A 16,922-nucleotide genomic window follows, 5' to 3' on the forward strand; every position below is an offset into this window, starting at 1 on the left:
ATTACTAAAAGTCAAATTTTATAACTTTAGGAATATGTTTTGCCACATTTCCGAATTAAAGTTATATGTCATACAATTAAAATAATATCTTATTTTTGTTTTCAATTACTAATTCATGTATTTATTCATGTATTTATTCATGTTATACTATAAAAGTCGAATATTTTAGAAAATAGCTTACCACATGACAAATTTTTTCAATTCAAACCCGCTCGAAAACAATATAGCACGCTTCCTTTCAGACTTTTCGGGGGAATTGAGTTGAGATTTGGATAGATCAACGAGTTATGGATGACGTAAATTAATTAGTTTATTAGTGTTTCACATCAGACTTATTAATAAAATTATCTAGATACCTATTTTGGTAGTCGTGATATTCATGCTGTTCAGCAAGAAGTCATTTCCAACTAGGTATTTGGAGATTATTATGAAAGTCTCTATTTTACTGTAAATTCCTACAACCAAGTTCAGTTACATCTGAGCTTGGTTTTTCTATCCACCCCCCTTTCATCCGTCACCGACTTAATACTTTCTTTTAAGCCTTAAAAATGATAAAATAAGACAAACAAACTATAGGAGAACATAATGACTAAAGCAAATTTTGGTGTTGTTGGTATGGCTGTTATGGGCCGTAACCTTGCCCTAAATATCGAATCTCGTGGCTATACGGTTGCCATCTATAACCGCTCAGCAAATAAGACGGAGGACGTCATTGCCTCTCATCCTGAGAAAAACTTTGTGCCAAGCTATGATGTAGAGTCTTTTGTCAACTCTATCGAAAAACCGCGTCGGATCATGCTGATGGTTCAAGCTGGTCCTGGTACAGATGCGACTATTCAGGCGCTACTTCCTCACTTGGATAAGGGCGATATTCTGATTGACGGTGGGAATACTTTCTACAAGGATACTATTCGCCGTAATGAAGAGTTGGCTAACTCTGGTATCAACTTCATCGGTACAGGGGTTTCTGGCGGTGAAAAGGGCGCATTGGAAGGACCATCTATCATGCCAGGCGGTCAAAAAGAAGCTTATGAGTTGGTAGCCGATGTCTTGGAAGAAATCTCTGCTAAAGCTCCTGAAGACGGTGCACCATGTGTGACCTATATCGGTCCTGATGGCGCTGGTCACTATGTAAAAATGGTCCATAACGGGATCGAATATGGAGATATGCAGCTTATCGCTGAGAGTTATGACCTTATGCAGCACTTGCTGGGGCTTTCAGCTAGTGAAATGGCAGCCATCTTCACAGAGTGGAACAAAGGCGAGCTAGATAGCTATCTGATTGAGATTACAGCGGATATCTTGACACGCAAGGACGATGAAGGTCAAGATGGTCCAATCGTTGACTACATTCTGGATGCGGCTGGCAATAAGGGAACTGGTAAGTGGACCAGTCAATCTTCTTTGGATCTAGGTGTGCCGCTGCCACTGATTACAGAGTCAGTATTTGCGCGTTACATTTCTACCTACAAAGATGAGCGTGTAGCTGCCAGCAAGGTATTGCCAAAACCAGCTGCATTCACCTTTGAGGGAGATAAGGCAGAGTTGATTGAAAAGATCCGCCAGGCTCTTTACTTCTCAAAAATTATGTCTTATGCTCAAGGATTTGCTCAATTGCGTGTAGCTTCTAAGGAAAACAACTGGAACCTACCGTTTGGTGAGATTGCTTCTATCTGGCGTGCTGGCTGTATCATCCGTGCCCGCTTCCTTCAAAAGATTACAGACGCTTATGGCCGTGATGCTGACCTTGCAAACCTACTCTTAGATGAATACTTCATGGATATTACGGCTAAATATCAGCAGGCGGTCCGTGATGTTGTCAGCTTGGCTGTGCAAGCAGGTGTACCAGTGCCGACCTTCTCCAGTGCCATTGCTTACTTTGATAGCTACCGTGCGGAAAATCTGCCAGCTAATCTGATTCAGGCTCAGCGTGATTACTTTGGTGCTCATACCTACAACCGTAAAGACAAAGAAGGTACCTTCCACTATTCTTGGTACGACGAAAAATAGGATAGGCCTATGGCAAAGCGAATTTTACTAGTAGAAAATGAAAAAAATCTTGCACGATTTGTAAGTTTGGAACTGCAAAAAGAAAGCTTTCTTGTAGATTTAGCTGAGACTGGTCAAGAGGGATTGTCTCTGGCTAAAGATGTGGATTATGACTTGCTCTTGCTCAACTATGATCTTCAAGATATGAATGCCAGCGATTTTGCTAAGCAGCTGAGCTTGATTAAGCCAGCTTCGGTTATTATCGTTTTGGCTAGTCGCGAGGAGATTGCGGAGCAGCAGGAGGCAATCCAGCATTTTGCCGTTTCTTACGTGGTCAAGCCTTTCATTATCAGTGATTTAGTGGAGCGCGTCTCCATCATTTTCCGCGGACGCGACTTTATCGACCAGCACTGCAGCCTCTTGAAAATTCCGACCTCTTACCGCAATCTGCGAGTGGATATTAAAAATCATACGGTTTACCGCGGTGAGGAAGTCATTGCGCTGACGCGGCGGGAGTACGATCTGCTGGTAACCCTGATGGGCAGCAATAAGGTCATGAGCCGTGAGCAACTGCTGGAGCGTGTCTGGAAGTACGAGAGTGCAACAGAGACCAACGTTGTAGATGTTTATATTCGTTATCTGCGCAGTAAAATTGATGTGGAAGGGCAGCCAAGCTATATCAAAACTGTTCGCGGTGTTGGTTATGCCATGCAAGAATAAAAATTCAAAACTCTGTTCTCCTTAGGAGACGGAGTTTTTTTGCGCTTGTTACAGTATTGATCGGAGAAATAATGCGGACTCTCTGACAATTCTATGCAATCGTTTTCGTTAAAATATAGCAAGAATATGGCTGGTAAAGAGAGATTTTAGCCTTTGGGATGCAAAAAAAGAGAAAATATTTTTATAAAAGCCTTTACAAAATAAAAAATCGTGCTATAATAGATGTATCTAAATGCAAACGATTTCACAAAAAGGAGTGGTTTGCAAAAAATATAAGGAGGTCTGAATGATGAAAGATTCATTCAAGAACATTTTTAGCTTTGAATTTTGGCAAAAATTCGGTAAAGCTTTGATGGTGGTCGTTGCTGTTATGCCGGCAGCAGGACTGATGATTAGTATCGGTAAATCGATTCCGATGATTAATCCAAATCTAGGTGTTTTAGTCACTACCGGTGGTGTTTTAGAGCAGATTGGTTGGGGGGTTATTGGTAACCTGCATATCCTCTTTGCTTTGGCTATCGGTGGAAGCTGGGCTAAAGAGCGAGCTGGCGGTGCCTTTGCAGCTGGTCTGTCCTTTATCCTGATTAACCGTATTACTGGTGTTATGTTTGGCGTTACTGGTGATATGTTAGCTGATAAGACAGCTGTAGTTAAAACCATGTTTGGTGCTTCTATTAAGGTTTCTGACTATTTCATCAGTGTTTTGGAGTCACCAGCTCTGAATATGGGTGTCTTTGTCGGAATCATCGCTGGTTTTGTCGGAGCAACAGCTTACAACAAATACTATAACTTCCGTAAATTGCCAGATGCCTTGTCATTCTTCAATGGTAAGCGTTTTGTACCTTTCGTTGTTATCTTGCGCTCAGCAATCGTAGCAATTGTTTTGTCATTCGTATGGCCAGTTGTTCAATCAGGTATCAACAGCTTTGGTGTTTGGATTGCTAACTCACAAGATACTGCGCCAGTTTTGGCACCATTCATCTATGGTACTTTGGAACGTCTCTTGCTTCCATTTGGTTTGCACCACATGTTGACCATCCCGATGAACTACACAGAGCTAGGTGGTGTTTATGAGGTTATTACTGGTTCTGGTGCGGGAACAACCGTAGCTGGTCAAGATCCACTTTGGTTGGCTTGGGTAACTGACTTGGTTGGTACGAAATCAGCTGATCCTTCTACTTACCAACACTTACTTGAGACTGTTCACCCAGCTCGCTTCAAAGTTGGTCAGATGATTGGTTCTTTCGGTATCCTTATGGGGGTAGCAGCAGCTATCTATCACAATGTGGATGCTGATAAGAAACACAAATACAAAGGTATGATGATTGCGACTGCTTTGGCGACCTTCTTGACAGGGGTTACTGAGCCAATCGAGTACATGTTCATGTTTGTAGCAACTCCTCTTTACCTGATTTACTCAGTTGTTCAGGGTGCTGCTTTTGCAATGGCTGATATCGTAAACCTTCGTGTACACTCATTCGGTTCTATCGAATTCTTGACCCGTACTCCAATGGCCATCAATGCTGGCTTAGGAATGGATATCATTAACTTCATCTGGGTAACGATTCTCTTTGGTGTTGTGATGTACCTCATTTCTAACTTCATGATCAAGAAGTTCAACTATGCAACTCCAGGACGTAACGGCAACTACGAAACAGCAGACGGTTCAGATGAAGCTTCTTCATCAGAGTCAACTGGTGGTAAAGTTGCTGAAGCTTCTCAAGCAGTAAATGTTATCAACCTTCTGGGTGGTCGTGCTAATATCGTAGATGTAGATGCATGTATGACTCGTCTGCGTGTGACTGTCAAAGATGCTGAAAAAGTTGGAACAGAAGAACAGTGGAAAGCTGAAGGCGCTATGGGCTTGGTTATGAAAGGCCAAGGTGTTCAAGCTATCTACGGACCAAAAGCCGACGTTCTTAAATCTGATATTCAAGACTTGTTGGATTCTGGTGAAGTGATTCCTGAAACACTTCCTAGCCAAAAAGTAGAATCAGCTGCTGCCGAAGTTTCTTACAAAGGTGTGACTGAGGAAGTTGAAACTGTAGCGGACGGTCAAGTTATTGACTTGGCAGATGTTAAAGATCCAGTCTTCTCACAAAAAATGATGGGTGATGGATTTGCAGTTGAGCCTGAAAATGGTAAGATTTATTCACCAGTTGCTGGTACAGTAACTAGCGTCTTCCCTAGCAAGCATGCTATCGGTCTTGTGACAGATAACGGTCTGGAAGTCTTGGTACATATTGGTTTGGAAACTGTTAGCCTCGAAGGTAAACCATTCGAAGTTCATGTTTCTGAAGGGCAAAAAGTTGCAGCTGGCGATCTTCTAGTCACAGCTGACTTGGAAGCAATCAAGGAAGCAGGACGTGAAACTTCAACAATCGTAGTCTTCACAAATGCAACAGCTATCAAGTCTGTAACAGTAGAAAAACTTGGACAAGCATCTGCTAAGACAGTTGTTGCTAAGGTTGAATTGTAATATAGAAAAGAGAAATCATGGCAAAATTCCTGACATTAAATACTCATAGTTGGATGGAAGAAGAGCAAGAAACCAAGCTTAATCAGTTGGTAGAGCGCATTTTTCAAGAAAAATATGATGTCATTTGCCTGCAGGAAGTCAATCAATTAACGGAGTCTGAACAGGTTGTTCAGGCTCCTTTCTATCAGGCGGTTGAGGGAGCGATTGCGATTCATCAAGACAACTTTGCTCTATGTCTGGTAGAAAAGTTGGCTGAGGCAGGACTGGACTATCATTGGTCCTGGGCCTATAATCATATTGGGTTTGATATTTACAACGAAGGAGTGGCAATTCTATCTAGAAATCCTATGGCTCCTGGAGAGGTTCTGGTATCAGAGGCTAATGATCCTACGGATTACCATACCCGCAAGGTCTTGCTAGTCGAGACTGAGGTAGAAGGTCAATTGCTGACAATTGCCTCCTGCCATCTGTCTTGGTGGGATAAAGGTTTCCAAGGGGAATGGGCTAAACTTGAAGCAGAGCTGCTAAAAGCGGAAAGTCCTCTGGTCCTCATGGGTGATTTCAACAACCCGGTTGGCCAGCAAGGCTACCAGACCATCTTAGCTAGTCCGCTGAAGCTGCAGGATAGTCATACTGCTGCAAAAGAAGCTAGCGGTGAGGCGACAGTAGAAGGGACTATCGCAGGCTGGGATGATAATAAGCATGCTCTGAAGATAGACTATGTTTTCACTAGTCAAGGGATGGACGTTGAGCGCTCTGCTGTTGTTTTTGACGGGAAAGAAACACCTGTTGTCAGTGACCACTTTGGTTTAGAAGTGCAAGTTACGTTATAGAAATAAAAAGATGAGGCAAGACTGTGAGTGCAACAGATTTGCCTCGCTTTTTCTTTTTTGATAAACATATATTTAAGGTAAAGTGGTGAAATATTACACCCCAAACGGCTGTCTTTTGTTATTCTTGAAAACGTGTTATAATGAAGTATTAGGATTCTAGGAGGAAATGGTATGCGTTGTCCGAAATGTGGTGGGAATAAATCAAGTGTAGTTGATAGCAGACAGGCAGAAGATGGAAATACAATCCGCCGCCGCCGTGAGTGTGAGGAATGTCAGCATCGTTTCACAACATACGAGCGCGTTGAAGAGAGAACCCTAGTTGTTGTCAAAAAGGACGGGACACGCGAGCAATTTTCTCGGGATAAGATTTTTAACGGTATTATTCGCTCGGCGCAAAAGCGGCCAGTATCTAGTGACGAAATAGAGGAGATTGTCAACCGAATCGAGCAAAAGGTCCGCAGTCAGAGCGACAATGAAATCAATAGTGAGTATATTGGATCCTTAGTCATGGATGAACTGGCCGAGCTGGATGAAATCACCTATGTTCGTTTCGCCAGTGTTTACCGGAGTTTCAAGGATGTGGGCGAGCTGGAAAGCCTGCTCAAGCAGATTACCAAGGGGTCCAAGAAGAAAAAGGACAAATAAATGAAACCAAACCATCAGTTTTCTTTCTTGCGCAATAATGCAGTCAGCCCAGATATTGCTATCTTGATCAAGCTCTATCTGCCGATTCTGGGGAGAGAAGCGGTAATACTTTATCTTTATCTGCTGTCTTTTGGGGATAATGGGCAAAAGCAGCACCTCTTCAGTCAGATTCTCAATCATTTAGATTTTGGACTTAATATTTTAGAAGAAAGTTTTGAGCGTTTAGCGGCGATTAAGCTAGTAGACCTTTATCAAACAGATGACCATTATCTGATTCAACTCCACTCGACCTTAACGGCGGAGGAATTTTTCGGCCATAATGTGTACAGCCGGCTCTTGGAAAAGAAAATCGGCGAAGCTGCTGCAGAAACCCTGCGACCAGAAGATCCTAGTGGAGAGAAATTGGTCAAACTTTTTATGCAGGTGTTTGGTATGGAAGCTGAGCAACCAAGAGCAGTGCGAAAGGTCAATGATTTTGATTTGGAGTACTTCAAGCAACGGATGGCTCAGGACAATCTTCGTTTTGCCAATGAAAAGGAAGATGTGCTAGAATTGTTTGCAATTGCTGAGCAGAAAAAGTGGACTTGGTATGAGACCTATGTCTTGGCTAGAGAAACTGCAGTTTCTCAGGTCATTTCTACCAAGAGGATGAAGCAAAAGCTAGCTCAGAAGCCAGCAGAAGGCCAGTTTTCTAAGCAGGAGCAGTCTATCATCCAAGAAGCGAAGCGAACATCACCAATGGTCTTCCTGGCAGAAATCAAAAAAACCCGTCAGGCTGCTATTACGCGGACGGAGAGAAAGCTTTTGCTGGATTTAGCTGAATTAGGTCTTTTGGACGAAGTTATCAACGTAATCTTGCTCTTGACCTTTAATAAGGTGGATTCAGCCAATCTCAATGAAAAGTATGCTCTCAAGGTAGCCAATGATTTTTCTTATCAAAAGGTGACGACAGCTGAGGATGCAGTCTTGAAAATCCGTGAGCGCAACCAGCAGCCCCAGAACCGTCCAGCTAAATCTGGACAAGGCTCTTCCAAGAGCAACGTGCCTGACTGGAGTCAGCCAGATTATAAAAATGAAACGAGTGCAGAGAAGCAGGCCGAGCTAGAAGAGCAGAAACGTCGGCTCTTAGCCAAACTTGAAGGAGGAGGCGAATAAATGGAGAAAATAGGACAGAATATGCCTCATATGAGCAAGGTGCGGCAGTTTGACTATCAGGAGCTGGTCAAGCAAATCATGGCGGACCCAGATGTGGCAGCCTTTATTCAGCAGGAAAATCTGACCCAAGCTGAGATTCAGCGCAGTGTCTCCAAGTTTAACCAATATATTACGGAGCGCAACCGCTTTTTGCTGGGGGACGAGACCTATATTGCCAAGGGTTATAAGCCAATCTTGGTGAAGAATGAAGGCTATGCAGATGTTGCCTATGAAGAGACGCCTGAGTTGATTGAGCAGGAGAGACAGGAGGCCATTAGAAGCCGTCTCAATCTTATCAGTCTACCAGCCAGCCTCAAAGAAGCTAGTCTAGCTCAGGTGGATCTGGATGATGTTGGCCGCTACAAAGCTTTTGAACTGTTGACCAACTTTGTTGCTGAGTTTCCGCATTATCAGAAGGCTGTTTATCTCTACGGGGATTTTGGAGTCGGAAAAAGCTACATGATGGCTGCTCTGGCGCATGATTTGTCAGAAAAACGCAGTGTTTCAACGACTTTGCTACATTACCCAAGCTTTGTTTTGGATGTGAAGAATGCGATTAGTTCCGGCTTGGTAAAGGAAAAGATTGACCAGGTCAAGACAGCTCAAGTGCTGATTTTGGACGATATCGGTGCAGAGCAGTCTAGTCCCTGGATGCGCGATGAGATTTTGCAGGTCATTCTCCAGCACCGTATGCAGGAGAATCTGCCAACTTTTTTTACTTCTAACTTTAGTTTTTCGGATTTAGAGCGTCATTTTGCCAGCTCTAAGAATGGCGATGAGACTTGGCAGGCCAAGCGGGTTATGGAGCGAATTAAGTTTCTGGCTCAGGAGGTACGCCTAGAAGGAGAGAACCGCCGATGAATGAAACGATTAACTTAATGAAATCTCATACGTCTGTTCGCCGATTTACGGAGGAGCAGATTTCGGATAAGGAATTACGTGCTATCATTGATGCTGGGCGTGCTGCGTCCAGCTGGAAGAATTTCCAGTCTTACTCTATCATTGTGGTGCGAAGCAAAGAGAAAAAAGAAGCCCTCTTTGACTTGGTCCCCCAAGAAGCCATCCGGCAGTCTTCAGCCTTCCTGCTTTTTGTTGGCGACCTCAATCGAGCTCAAAAGGGCGTTCAATTGCATACGGAAGACTTTTATCCTGAGGGAGCAGAAAATCTCCTGATTAGTTCAGTAGATGCCGCTTTGGCGGGGCAAAATACCCTGTTAGCAGCTGAAAGTTTGGGTTATGGTGGGGTAATCATTGGACTGGTTCGTTATGCTTCCAGTCAAATCGCAGAGCTTTTCAATCTGCCAGACTACACTTATCCGGTCTTTGGGATTGCTCTGGGGACTCCCAACCAGAACCATGCAGTCAAGCCGCGGCTGCCTTATGAAGCAGTGGTATTTGAGGAAGAATATCATGAACAGGATCGTTCAACTATCCAAGCCTATGACCGCGTACAGACTGAATATGCTGGCGAGCGAGCTAAGGAAACCTGGAGTCAGCGCCTAGCTGCCCAATTTGGTCAGGAGCCTAATCAGGCTATTGACCAATTGTTCAAAGAAAAGAAATTAGAAAAATAGGGCGGAATTTGGCTCTGTCCTAAAGAATGAAAGAGGAAAAACATGGCCTTACCAACTATTGCCATTGTCGGCCGGCCCAATGTCGGCAAGTCAACGCTCTTCAATCGGATTGCCGGTGAGCGGATTTCCATTGTGGAAGATGTTGAAGGGGTGACCCGCGACCGAATCTATGCGACAGCAAGCTGGCTCAACCGTAAGTTTAGTATTATTGATACGGGCGGAATTGACGATGTTGACGCGCCTTTTATGGAGCAAATCAAACACCAGGCTGAAATCGCCATGGAAGAAGCAGATGTCATCGTTTTTGTCGTGTCTGGCAAGGAAGGTATTACTGATGCGGACGAGTATGTGGCTCGCATGCTCTATAAGACTCATAAGCCGATTATTTTAGCGGTCAATAAGGTCGACAATCCCGAAATGCGCAATGAAATTTTTGATTTCTATGCGCTGGGCTTGGGTGATCCATTCCCGGTTTCCTCAGTCCATGGGATTGGTACAGGAGATGTTCTTGATGCAATCGTTGAAAATCTGCCAAATGAAGAAGTGGCTGAAAATCCTGATATGATTAAGTTTAGCTTGATTGGCCGTCCTAATGTCGGCAAGTCTAGCTTAATCAATGCTATTTTGGGTGAGGAGCGGGTTATTGCTAGTCCAGTGGCTGGTACAACGCGTGACGCTATTGATACGGTCTTTACGGACAGTGAAGGTCAGGAATTTACCATGATCGACACGGCTGGTATGCGCAAGTCAGGCAAGGTCTATGAAAATACAGAGAAATACTCTGTCATGCGGGCTATGCGGGCGATTGATCGCTCAGATGTCGTTCTGATGGTGCTTAATGCCGAAGAAGGAATTCGTGAGTACGACAAGCGAATCGCTGGCTTTGCCCATGAAGCTGGAAAAGGTATTGTTATTGTTGTCAATAAGTGGGATACGCTGGAAAAAGACAACCATACTATGAAAGACTGGGAAGCAGATATTCGTGACCAGTTCCAGTACCTATCTTATGCGCCAATTATCTTTGTTTCTGCCCTGACCAAGCAGCGTCTCCATAAGCTGCCGGATATGATTAAGCAGATCAGTCAGAGCCAGAATACCCGTATTCCATCAGCGGTGCTCAATGATGTTATCATGGATGCTATCGCGATTAATCCGACACCGACCGATAAGGGCAAACGCCTCAAGATTTTCTATGCAACTCAGGTTGCGACTAAACCGCCGACCTTTGTCATCTTTGTCAACGAAGAAGAACTCATGCACTTCTCTTACCTGCGTTTCTTGGAAAATCAAATCCGCAAGGCCTTTGTCTTTGAAGGAACCCCAATCCACTTGATTGCAAGGAAACGGAAGTAGAAGCTGGAAGATTAGGGATTTCTACTTTTACTATGAGGAGATAGAAAGTGTCATATTTTGAATTATTTATAATAACTTTCTTGTCTGTATTTCTGCTTGTAGTTTGGGCATTAAGGAGATATCTAGGGAATAATATAGTGTTTTGGATACTTTCAACTATTTATTTACTGGCCTTCTTTCTTCTGCTTTGGCAACTTTTTTTCAGTGGAGTTGAAGTACAAGTGCAAGGATACTATTTGAGTGGAACTTATCATAGTTTTTATGATAAGACTATTGTTTTTTTGCTTATGCTATGGTCTTTGTTTAAGCTTATTCTAGTTATATCACTGTATGTTATAATTGGTATTTTCTTAGTGAAAAATTCATCTCAAAGCGCAGCGGCTTAAACAAGGGCAAACGTCTCAAGATTTTCTATGCGACTCAGGTAGCAACTAAACCTCCGACCTTTGTCATTTTTGTCAACGAAGAAGAACTAATGCACTTCTCTTACCTGCGTTTCTTGGAAAATCAAATCCGCAAGGCCTTTGTCTTTGAAGGAACCCCGATTCACTTGATTGCAAGGAAGCGGAAGTAGAGTTGTAAAACAGCAATTTGACAAACATACGTTTATATGTAAAAATGAAAGTAAGCATAAGAGCTTGCTTTTCTTTTTTTATGTCGAAAGTATGGTATAATGGTGAGATAAATGTAAGGTGGTAATTATGGCAAAATTAATTCCTGGTAAGATTCGGACAGAAGGAATAAACTTAGTCGAAGCTGGAAAAATTAAAATTTTAGAAGCCAAGGATTCTTTTTTATACGCTCGGATTGATGAACAAAATTTACGGTATAGTTTAAATGATGATGCTATTTTTTGTTCTTGCGTTTTTTTTCAAAAGAAAAAATACTGTGCTCATTTAGCTGGTTTAGAATATTTTCTAAAAAATGATATAGATGGTAAGACTTTTTTGGAAAATATGGAGAAAAAAGAAACTTCACAGCAGGAGACACAAAAATTAGTATCTTTCGGAAGTTTATTTCTAGATAAAATCTTTTCTGAAAAATCTAAAGAGGATGTTCGATATGAATTATCTGCTTTTGGTCAAGAAGATGATTACCTTGGACATATTCTTTGGACTCTTAGAATTTCACGTTTGCCAGATGAACGTTCTTATGTCATTCGAGATATTTTATCTTTTTTGAGGACCGTGGTAAAAAAAGGATATTATCAAATTGGAAAAAGCTATTATGAATCAATTTGCTTTGAAGAATTTGATGAGGCTAGTCAGGAACTTCTCATTTTTTTACAGGGGCTAGTAAAGGATAGCCAAGGAAAAGAATCCAATTTAATTTTTCCAAATACAGGACGCAACTTATTTTTTCCTGCAAGTCTATTTGAAGAAGGAGTCAATCTGTTAATGAATCTCACTTCATTTCAGTTGGAATGTGGCTTCTATAGTTACAGAGAAGTTATGTTTCAGGATTTTCATGAGGATGCTGGGATTTATCAGTTTGAGGTTGAAGAAAATGCTGATTACTTTGAATTAACGGTTTCAGAAAAAAATTATAAAATGTTATATGATGGTCAATATATTTTATCTGGCAATATCTTTTACCAATTAAATCATAAACAAATCACTTTGATAAAAGCATTAGGAGATTTACCTATCGGTCAAGACGGGGAAAAGCATTTGCAGTTTGATGTGGCTGAGAAAGCTAAATTGGCAGGTAGTTTGTCCATGTTTAGTGAAGTTGGTCGGGTTGAAGCTCCGAAATCATTAATGATACATGAATTTACGCCTCACTTTAGTTTTGATATTGCGGAAAATCGGGAAATCGTTTTAACTCTCCTTTTTGAATTTGAGGATAGAAAGATAACGAGTAGAGAAGAACTAGAAAAATTACCATATGCTAGTGATTTCACTCATGAGCAAGACATTTTTAAAACGATGGTATCTAATGGTTTTTCTGACAATTTTGTCAGTCGACGGTTACCTCTGAAATCGGAGGAGATTTATCATTTCTTTTCTGAGGTTATTCCGTCATTTAGAAAATTGGGCAAGGTTTGGTTATCTGATCAATTGCAGGAGCTAGGAGCTTCTGCAAAACTAGATGTTTCAGTTCAACTTAATGGTGGCCTTTTAGATATTAGTTTTGATTTTGCCGGTATTGCGCAGTCAGAGGTCGATGCGGTGCTTGATTCGCTCTTCAAGGAGCAGGACTTCTTTATCAGTAAGTCTGGGCAAGTTTTGATTTTCGATGAAGAGACCAAGGAAATGAGTAGGACTTTGCAGCAGCTGCGGAGTAAGCAGACTAAAAATGGCTTCATTCAGACTAGCAGTCTAGCAGCTTACCAACTGGCAGAGTTTTTCAAGGGCAAGGATAGGGTACAGTTTTCAAAAGATGTGCAGCAACTGGCCTTTGACCTGACTCACCCTGAGGAATTTCCTCTTCCCAAGCTGCAAGTCAAGGCTGACCTTCGGGATTACCAAGAGACGGGTGTCAAGTGGTTATCTATGTTGGATAAGTATGGATTTGGTGGAATTCTGGCTGACGATATGGGACTAGGGAAGACCCTGCAGACGATTTCTTTTCTGAGTTCGCGTATAGATGACTCTAAGAAAGTCTTAATCTTGGCGCCATCCAGCCTGATTTACAACTGGAGCGATGAGTTTGCTAAATTTGCTCCGCATCTGGATGTAGCGGTGGTGTATGGTCTGAAAAATGTTCGTGATGAGCTGATTGCGGAGAAGCATCAGATTACGATTACTAGCTATGCTTCTTTCAGGCAGGATGTGGAAGAATACCGGGACAATCACTTCCAGTATTTGATTTTGGATGAGGCTCAGGTCATGAAAAATGACCAGACCAAGATTGCCCAGTATTTGCGGGATTTTGAAGTGGAGCATACCTATGCCCTTTCTGGGACGCCGATTGAGAATAATCTGGGAGAACTTTGGTCTATTTTCCAAATTGTCATGCCAGGACTTTTGCCAAGTAAAAAGGAATTTTTAAAACTACCGGCTGAGAAAGTCGCCCGTTATATCAAACCATTTGTCATGCGGCGCAAGAAAGAAGATGTGCTGCAGGAATTGCCTGATTTGATTGAAGTTGCCTATCGCAATGAATTGGCAGATAGCCAGAAGACCATTTATCTGGCTCTGCTCAAGCAGATGCAGGACAGAATCATCCATGCGACAGAAGATGAAATCAATCGCAGTAAGATAGAGATTCTGTCAGGTCTTATGCGCCTCCGCCAGATCTGTGACACTCCGAAGCTGTTTATGGAAGATTACGAGGGCGAGAGCGGTAAGCTGGAAAGTTTGCGGGAATTACTTGAACAGATACAAGATGGTAATCGTCGTGTCCTCATATTTTCACAATTTCGTGGTATGCTGGATATTATCGAGAGCGAGCTGGACAAGCTTGGAATGGAGTCCTTTAAGATTACAGGCTCTACTCCGGCCAAGGAGCGTCAGGACATGACAACAGCATTCAATGACGGCCAGCGTTCAGCCTTTCTGATCTCCCTCAAGGCCGGAGGTGTCGGTCTCAATCTGACCGGTGCTGACACAGTCATCTTGGTTGACCTCTGGTGGAATCCAGCGGTTGAGGCCCAGGCCATCGGCCGTGCCCACCGTATCGGTCAGGAGCGCAATGTCGAAGTCTATCGGATGATTACACGGGGTACGATTGAGGAGAAGATACAGGAGCTTCAGGAGAGCAAGCGCAATCTGGTTTCGACTATTCTGGACGGAGCAGAAGCTAAATCCAGTCTCTCTGTGGAGGAAATTCGAGAAATTCTGGGAATTTCGGCAGAATAGCTTGAAAAATAGCCTGAATAGTTTATAATAATGAAGGGTTGAAAGGAAAAAGATATGACTGATAAACAATTTCCTCTGGTGTCAGATGATGAAATCATGCTGACGGAAATGCCGCATATGAATCTTTATGACGAACTGGATCTCATTAGCAACATTACCGGAGACTATACTGACCGTAATTATTTGGAATGGATGCCGATTGTGGACTCCAGCAGGCATGCTCCCATCGCTGCCAGTCAGGCTATCAGAAGACCGCTGCAAAAGCAGTCTGCTTTCAAGGATTTTAAAAAGCCGATTGATAAGAAAGATCCGGCCATTCGTTATGCTGAGCAGGCACGCGAGGAAGCTCGGGCTGATTTGAAAAAGAAGCGTTCAGCGCCTTATCTGACCAGCGACCTTCCGACTAAGGTCCGCAGCAGAAAGCTTCCGACAGCTTCTAATGCGGAAAGACCGAAGCCAACTGCCCCTTTTCAGAAGAAAACATCAGGGGAATTTACGAAGTTTGGCGATAGGCTTCAGCAGGATAACTATATTTTGGCGGATATTCAGCCTGAGTATAGCCCTCAGCCGCAGGAGCCGGAAGAAAAGCCTAAGAAGAACAATTATGATTTTTTAAAAACCAGTCAGATCTATAATCAGGATAGAGCTAAGGAGGAGCAGTTGAAGCATTCTAAGGCTCAAGAGCTGAACTTGACAGGCTTGGACAGTGATTAAAGCTGGCTTGCTCAAGTCTTTTCTGCCTGCAATTTTCTGATGTTTATAAGGAAAATTGCTAGTTGATTATGTAAATGTAAAATTTATCTGCATATAACATCCATCATCGGTTGAAGAAAATCGATGCTAGAAGCTGGGACTTACTGATTGGTCCGGCTTCTTTGGTGTTTTGGTGGTGCCTAAAAGCTTGTAAAGAAAGAAAATCCCTGCGGGCTAATTAGGGTCTGCGGAGATTTTCCTCTTTGGACTTGCTTTTATGGCCTTGTATCTTAAGGAGTAATCATGACGAAAACCTATCATTTTATCGGGATTAAGGGCTCTGGTATGAGCGCTTTGGCTTTGATGCTGCACCAGATGGGCCATAAGGTTCAGGGCAGTGACGTTGATAAATATTATTTCACTCAGCGAGGTCTGGAGCAAGCTGGCATTTCCATCCTGCCTTTTGATGAAAAGAACATCCAGCCAGACTATGAAATCATTGCCGGCAATGCCTTTCGTCCAGATAACAATGTAGAAATTGCCTATGCAGACGCAAACGGGATTGGCTATAAACGCTACCATGAGTTTTTAGGTAGCTTCATGCGTGACTTTGTTAGCTTGGGAGTGGCTGGTGCCCACGGGAAGACCTCTACAACTGGTATTCTTTCCCACGTTCTCTCCAATATCACGGATACTAGCTATTTAATTGGGGATGGTACTGGTCGAGGTTCTGCCAATGCCAAGTATTTTGTCTTTGAGTCAGACGAGTACGAGCGTCATTTCATGCCTTATCATCCGGAATATTCGATCATTACCAATATCGACTTTGACCATCCGGATTATTTCACGAGCTTGGAAGATGTCTTTAACGCTTTCAATGACTATGCTAAACAGATTACTAAAGGACTCTTCATTTATGGAGAGGATGAGCAGCTGCGCCGGATTACGTCCAATGCCCCGATTTACTACTATGGCTTCAAGGAAGAGGGCAATGACTTTGTTGCTCACGACCTCTTGCGCTCTACCAGCGGTTCAGGCTTTAAAGTTTCTTTCCGCGGGCAAGAGCTGGGTGAGTTCCAAATTCCAAGCTTTGGCCGCCACAACATTATGAATGCGACAGCAGTAATTGGCCTCTTGTACACTGCAGGTCTTGATTTGAATCTAGTTCGGGAACACCTCAAGACTTTTGGCGGAGTTAAGCGCCGCTTTACAGAGAAAATTGTTAACGAAACAGTTATTATTGATGACTTTGCTCACCATCCAACGGAAATTATCGCAACTCTGGATGCAGCCCGTCAGAAATATCCAAGCAAGGAAATCGTCGCGATCTTTCAGCCGCATACCTTCACTCGGACCATTGCTCTATTGGACGAATTTGCGGAAGCCCTCAATCAGGCTGACTCAGTCTATCTAGCTCAGATTTACGGATCTGCGCGTGAGGTGGACAATGGCGATGTTAAGGTCGAAGATCTGGCTGAAAAGATTGTGAAGCGGGCTAAGGTTATTGATGTGGATAATGTTTCTCCGCTTCTTGACCACGATAATGCCGTTTATGTCTTTATGGGAGCTGGTGACATCCAGACCTATGAATATTCCTTTGAACGTCTCCTGTCCAATCTGACCAGCAATGTTCAGTAGA

14 protein-coding genes are annotated in these 16,922 nt (G+C 42.9%); all 14 read left to right on the forward strand.

The genetic code is table 11. The features are described from left to right. Positions 1-585: 585 nt before the first annotated feature. The 14 genes from gndA (at position 586) to murC (ending at position 16,921) form a co-directional block, all read left to right on the forward strand. On the forward strand, positions 586-2,010 hold the full coding sequence (gene gndA / locus ELZ47_RS02845; protein WP_126435219.1) for an NADP-dependent phosphogluconate dehydrogenase: 1,425 nt from the start codon (positions 586-588) through the stop codon (positions 2,008-2,010). A 9-nt stretch (positions 2,011-2,019) separates the two neighbouring features. Further along, a complete protein-coding gene (locus ELZ47_RS02850; RefSeq protein WP_061602877.1) occupies positions 2,020-2,709 on the forward strand; it encodes a response regulator transcription factor in 690 nt (229 codons plus the stop codon). Positions 2,710-2,995: 286 nt separating this feature from the next. Then, positions 2,996-5,188: a PTS transporter subunit IIBC gene (locus ELZ47_RS02855; protein ID WP_126435220.1), complete on the forward strand. Its 2,193-nt coding sequence runs from the start codon at positions 2,996-2,998 to the stop codon at positions 5,186-5,188. A 17-nt stretch (positions 5,189-5,205) separates the two neighbouring features. Further along, entirely contained in the window at positions 5,206-6,021 is an 816-nt protein-coding gene (locus ELZ47_RS02860) for an endonuclease/exonuclease/phosphatase family protein (RefSeq protein ID WP_126435222.1), read from the forward strand. Positions 6,022-6,192: 171 nt separating this feature from the next. Next, positions 6,193-6,666: a transcriptional regulator NrdR gene (nrdR, locus tag ELZ47_RS02865; protein WP_002894570.1), complete on the forward strand. Its 474-nt coding sequence runs from the start codon at positions 6,193-6,195 to the stop codon at positions 6,664-6,666. Further along, positions 6,667-7,821: a DnaD domain protein gene (locus ELZ47_RS02870; protein WP_126435224.1), complete on the forward strand. Its 1,155-nt coding sequence runs from the start codon at positions 6,667-6,669 to the stop codon at positions 7,819-7,821. Further along, positions 7,822-8,721, forward strand: coding sequence for a primosomal protein DnaI (gene dnaI / locus ELZ47_RS02875; protein ID WP_126435225.1), 900 nt, complete (start codon positions 7,822-7,824; stop codon positions 8,719-8,721). Beyond that, on the forward strand, positions 8,718-9,434 hold the full coding sequence (locus ELZ47_RS02880) for an NADPH-dependent oxidoreductase (protein ID WP_126435226.1): 717 nt from the start codon (positions 8,718-8,720) through the stop codon (positions 9,432-9,434). The genes dnaI and ELZ47_RS02880 overlap by 4 nt, the downstream gene beginning before the upstream one ends. Positions 9,435-9,476: 42 nt before the next feature. Continuing rightward, positions 9,477-10,787, forward strand: a complete 1,311-nt coding sequence (der, locus tag ELZ47_RS02885; RefSeq protein WP_125331111.1) for a ribosome biogenesis GTPase Der — start codon at positions 9,477-9,479, stop codon at positions 10,785-10,787. A 47-nt stretch (positions 10,788-10,834) separates the two neighbouring features. After that, entirely contained in the window at positions 10,835-11,173 is a 339-nt protein-coding gene (locus ELZ47_RS02890) for a hypothetical protein (protein WP_125331112.1), read from the forward strand. Positions 11,174-11,193: 20 nt separating this feature from the next. Continuing rightward, positions 11,194-11,361: a hypothetical protein gene (locus ELZ47_RS02895; RefSeq protein WP_420031189.1), complete on the forward strand. Its 168-nt coding sequence runs from the start codon at positions 11,194-11,196 to the stop codon at positions 11,359-11,361. Between the two features lie 127 nt (positions 11,362-11,488). Next, a complete protein-coding gene (locus ELZ47_RS02900; protein WP_126435227.1) occupies positions 11,489-14,590 on the forward strand; it encodes a DEAD/DEAH box helicase in 3,102 nt (1,033 codons plus the stop codon). Between the two features lie 54 nt (positions 14,591-14,644). Beyond that, positions 14,645-15,304: a cystathionine gamma-synthase gene (locus ELZ47_RS02905; RefSeq protein ID WP_125331114.1), complete on the forward strand. Its 660-nt coding sequence runs from the start codon at positions 14,645-14,647 to the stop codon at positions 15,302-15,304. Between the two features lie 282 nt (positions 15,305-15,586). Beyond that, positions 15,587-16,921, forward strand: coding sequence for a UDP-N-acetylmuramate--L-alanine ligase (gene murC / locus ELZ47_RS02910; protein ID WP_125331115.1), 1,335 nt, complete (start codon positions 15,587-15,589; stop codon positions 16,919-16,921). The last annotated feature ends 1 nt before the right edge of the window (position 16,922 follow it).

Origin of the sequence: Streptococcus sanguinis, assembly GCF_900635155.1 — a bacterium.
In the GTDB taxonomy this organism is placed as follows: Bacteria; Bacillota; Bacilli; order Lactobacillales; family Streptococcaceae; genus Streptococcus; species Streptococcus sanguinis_G.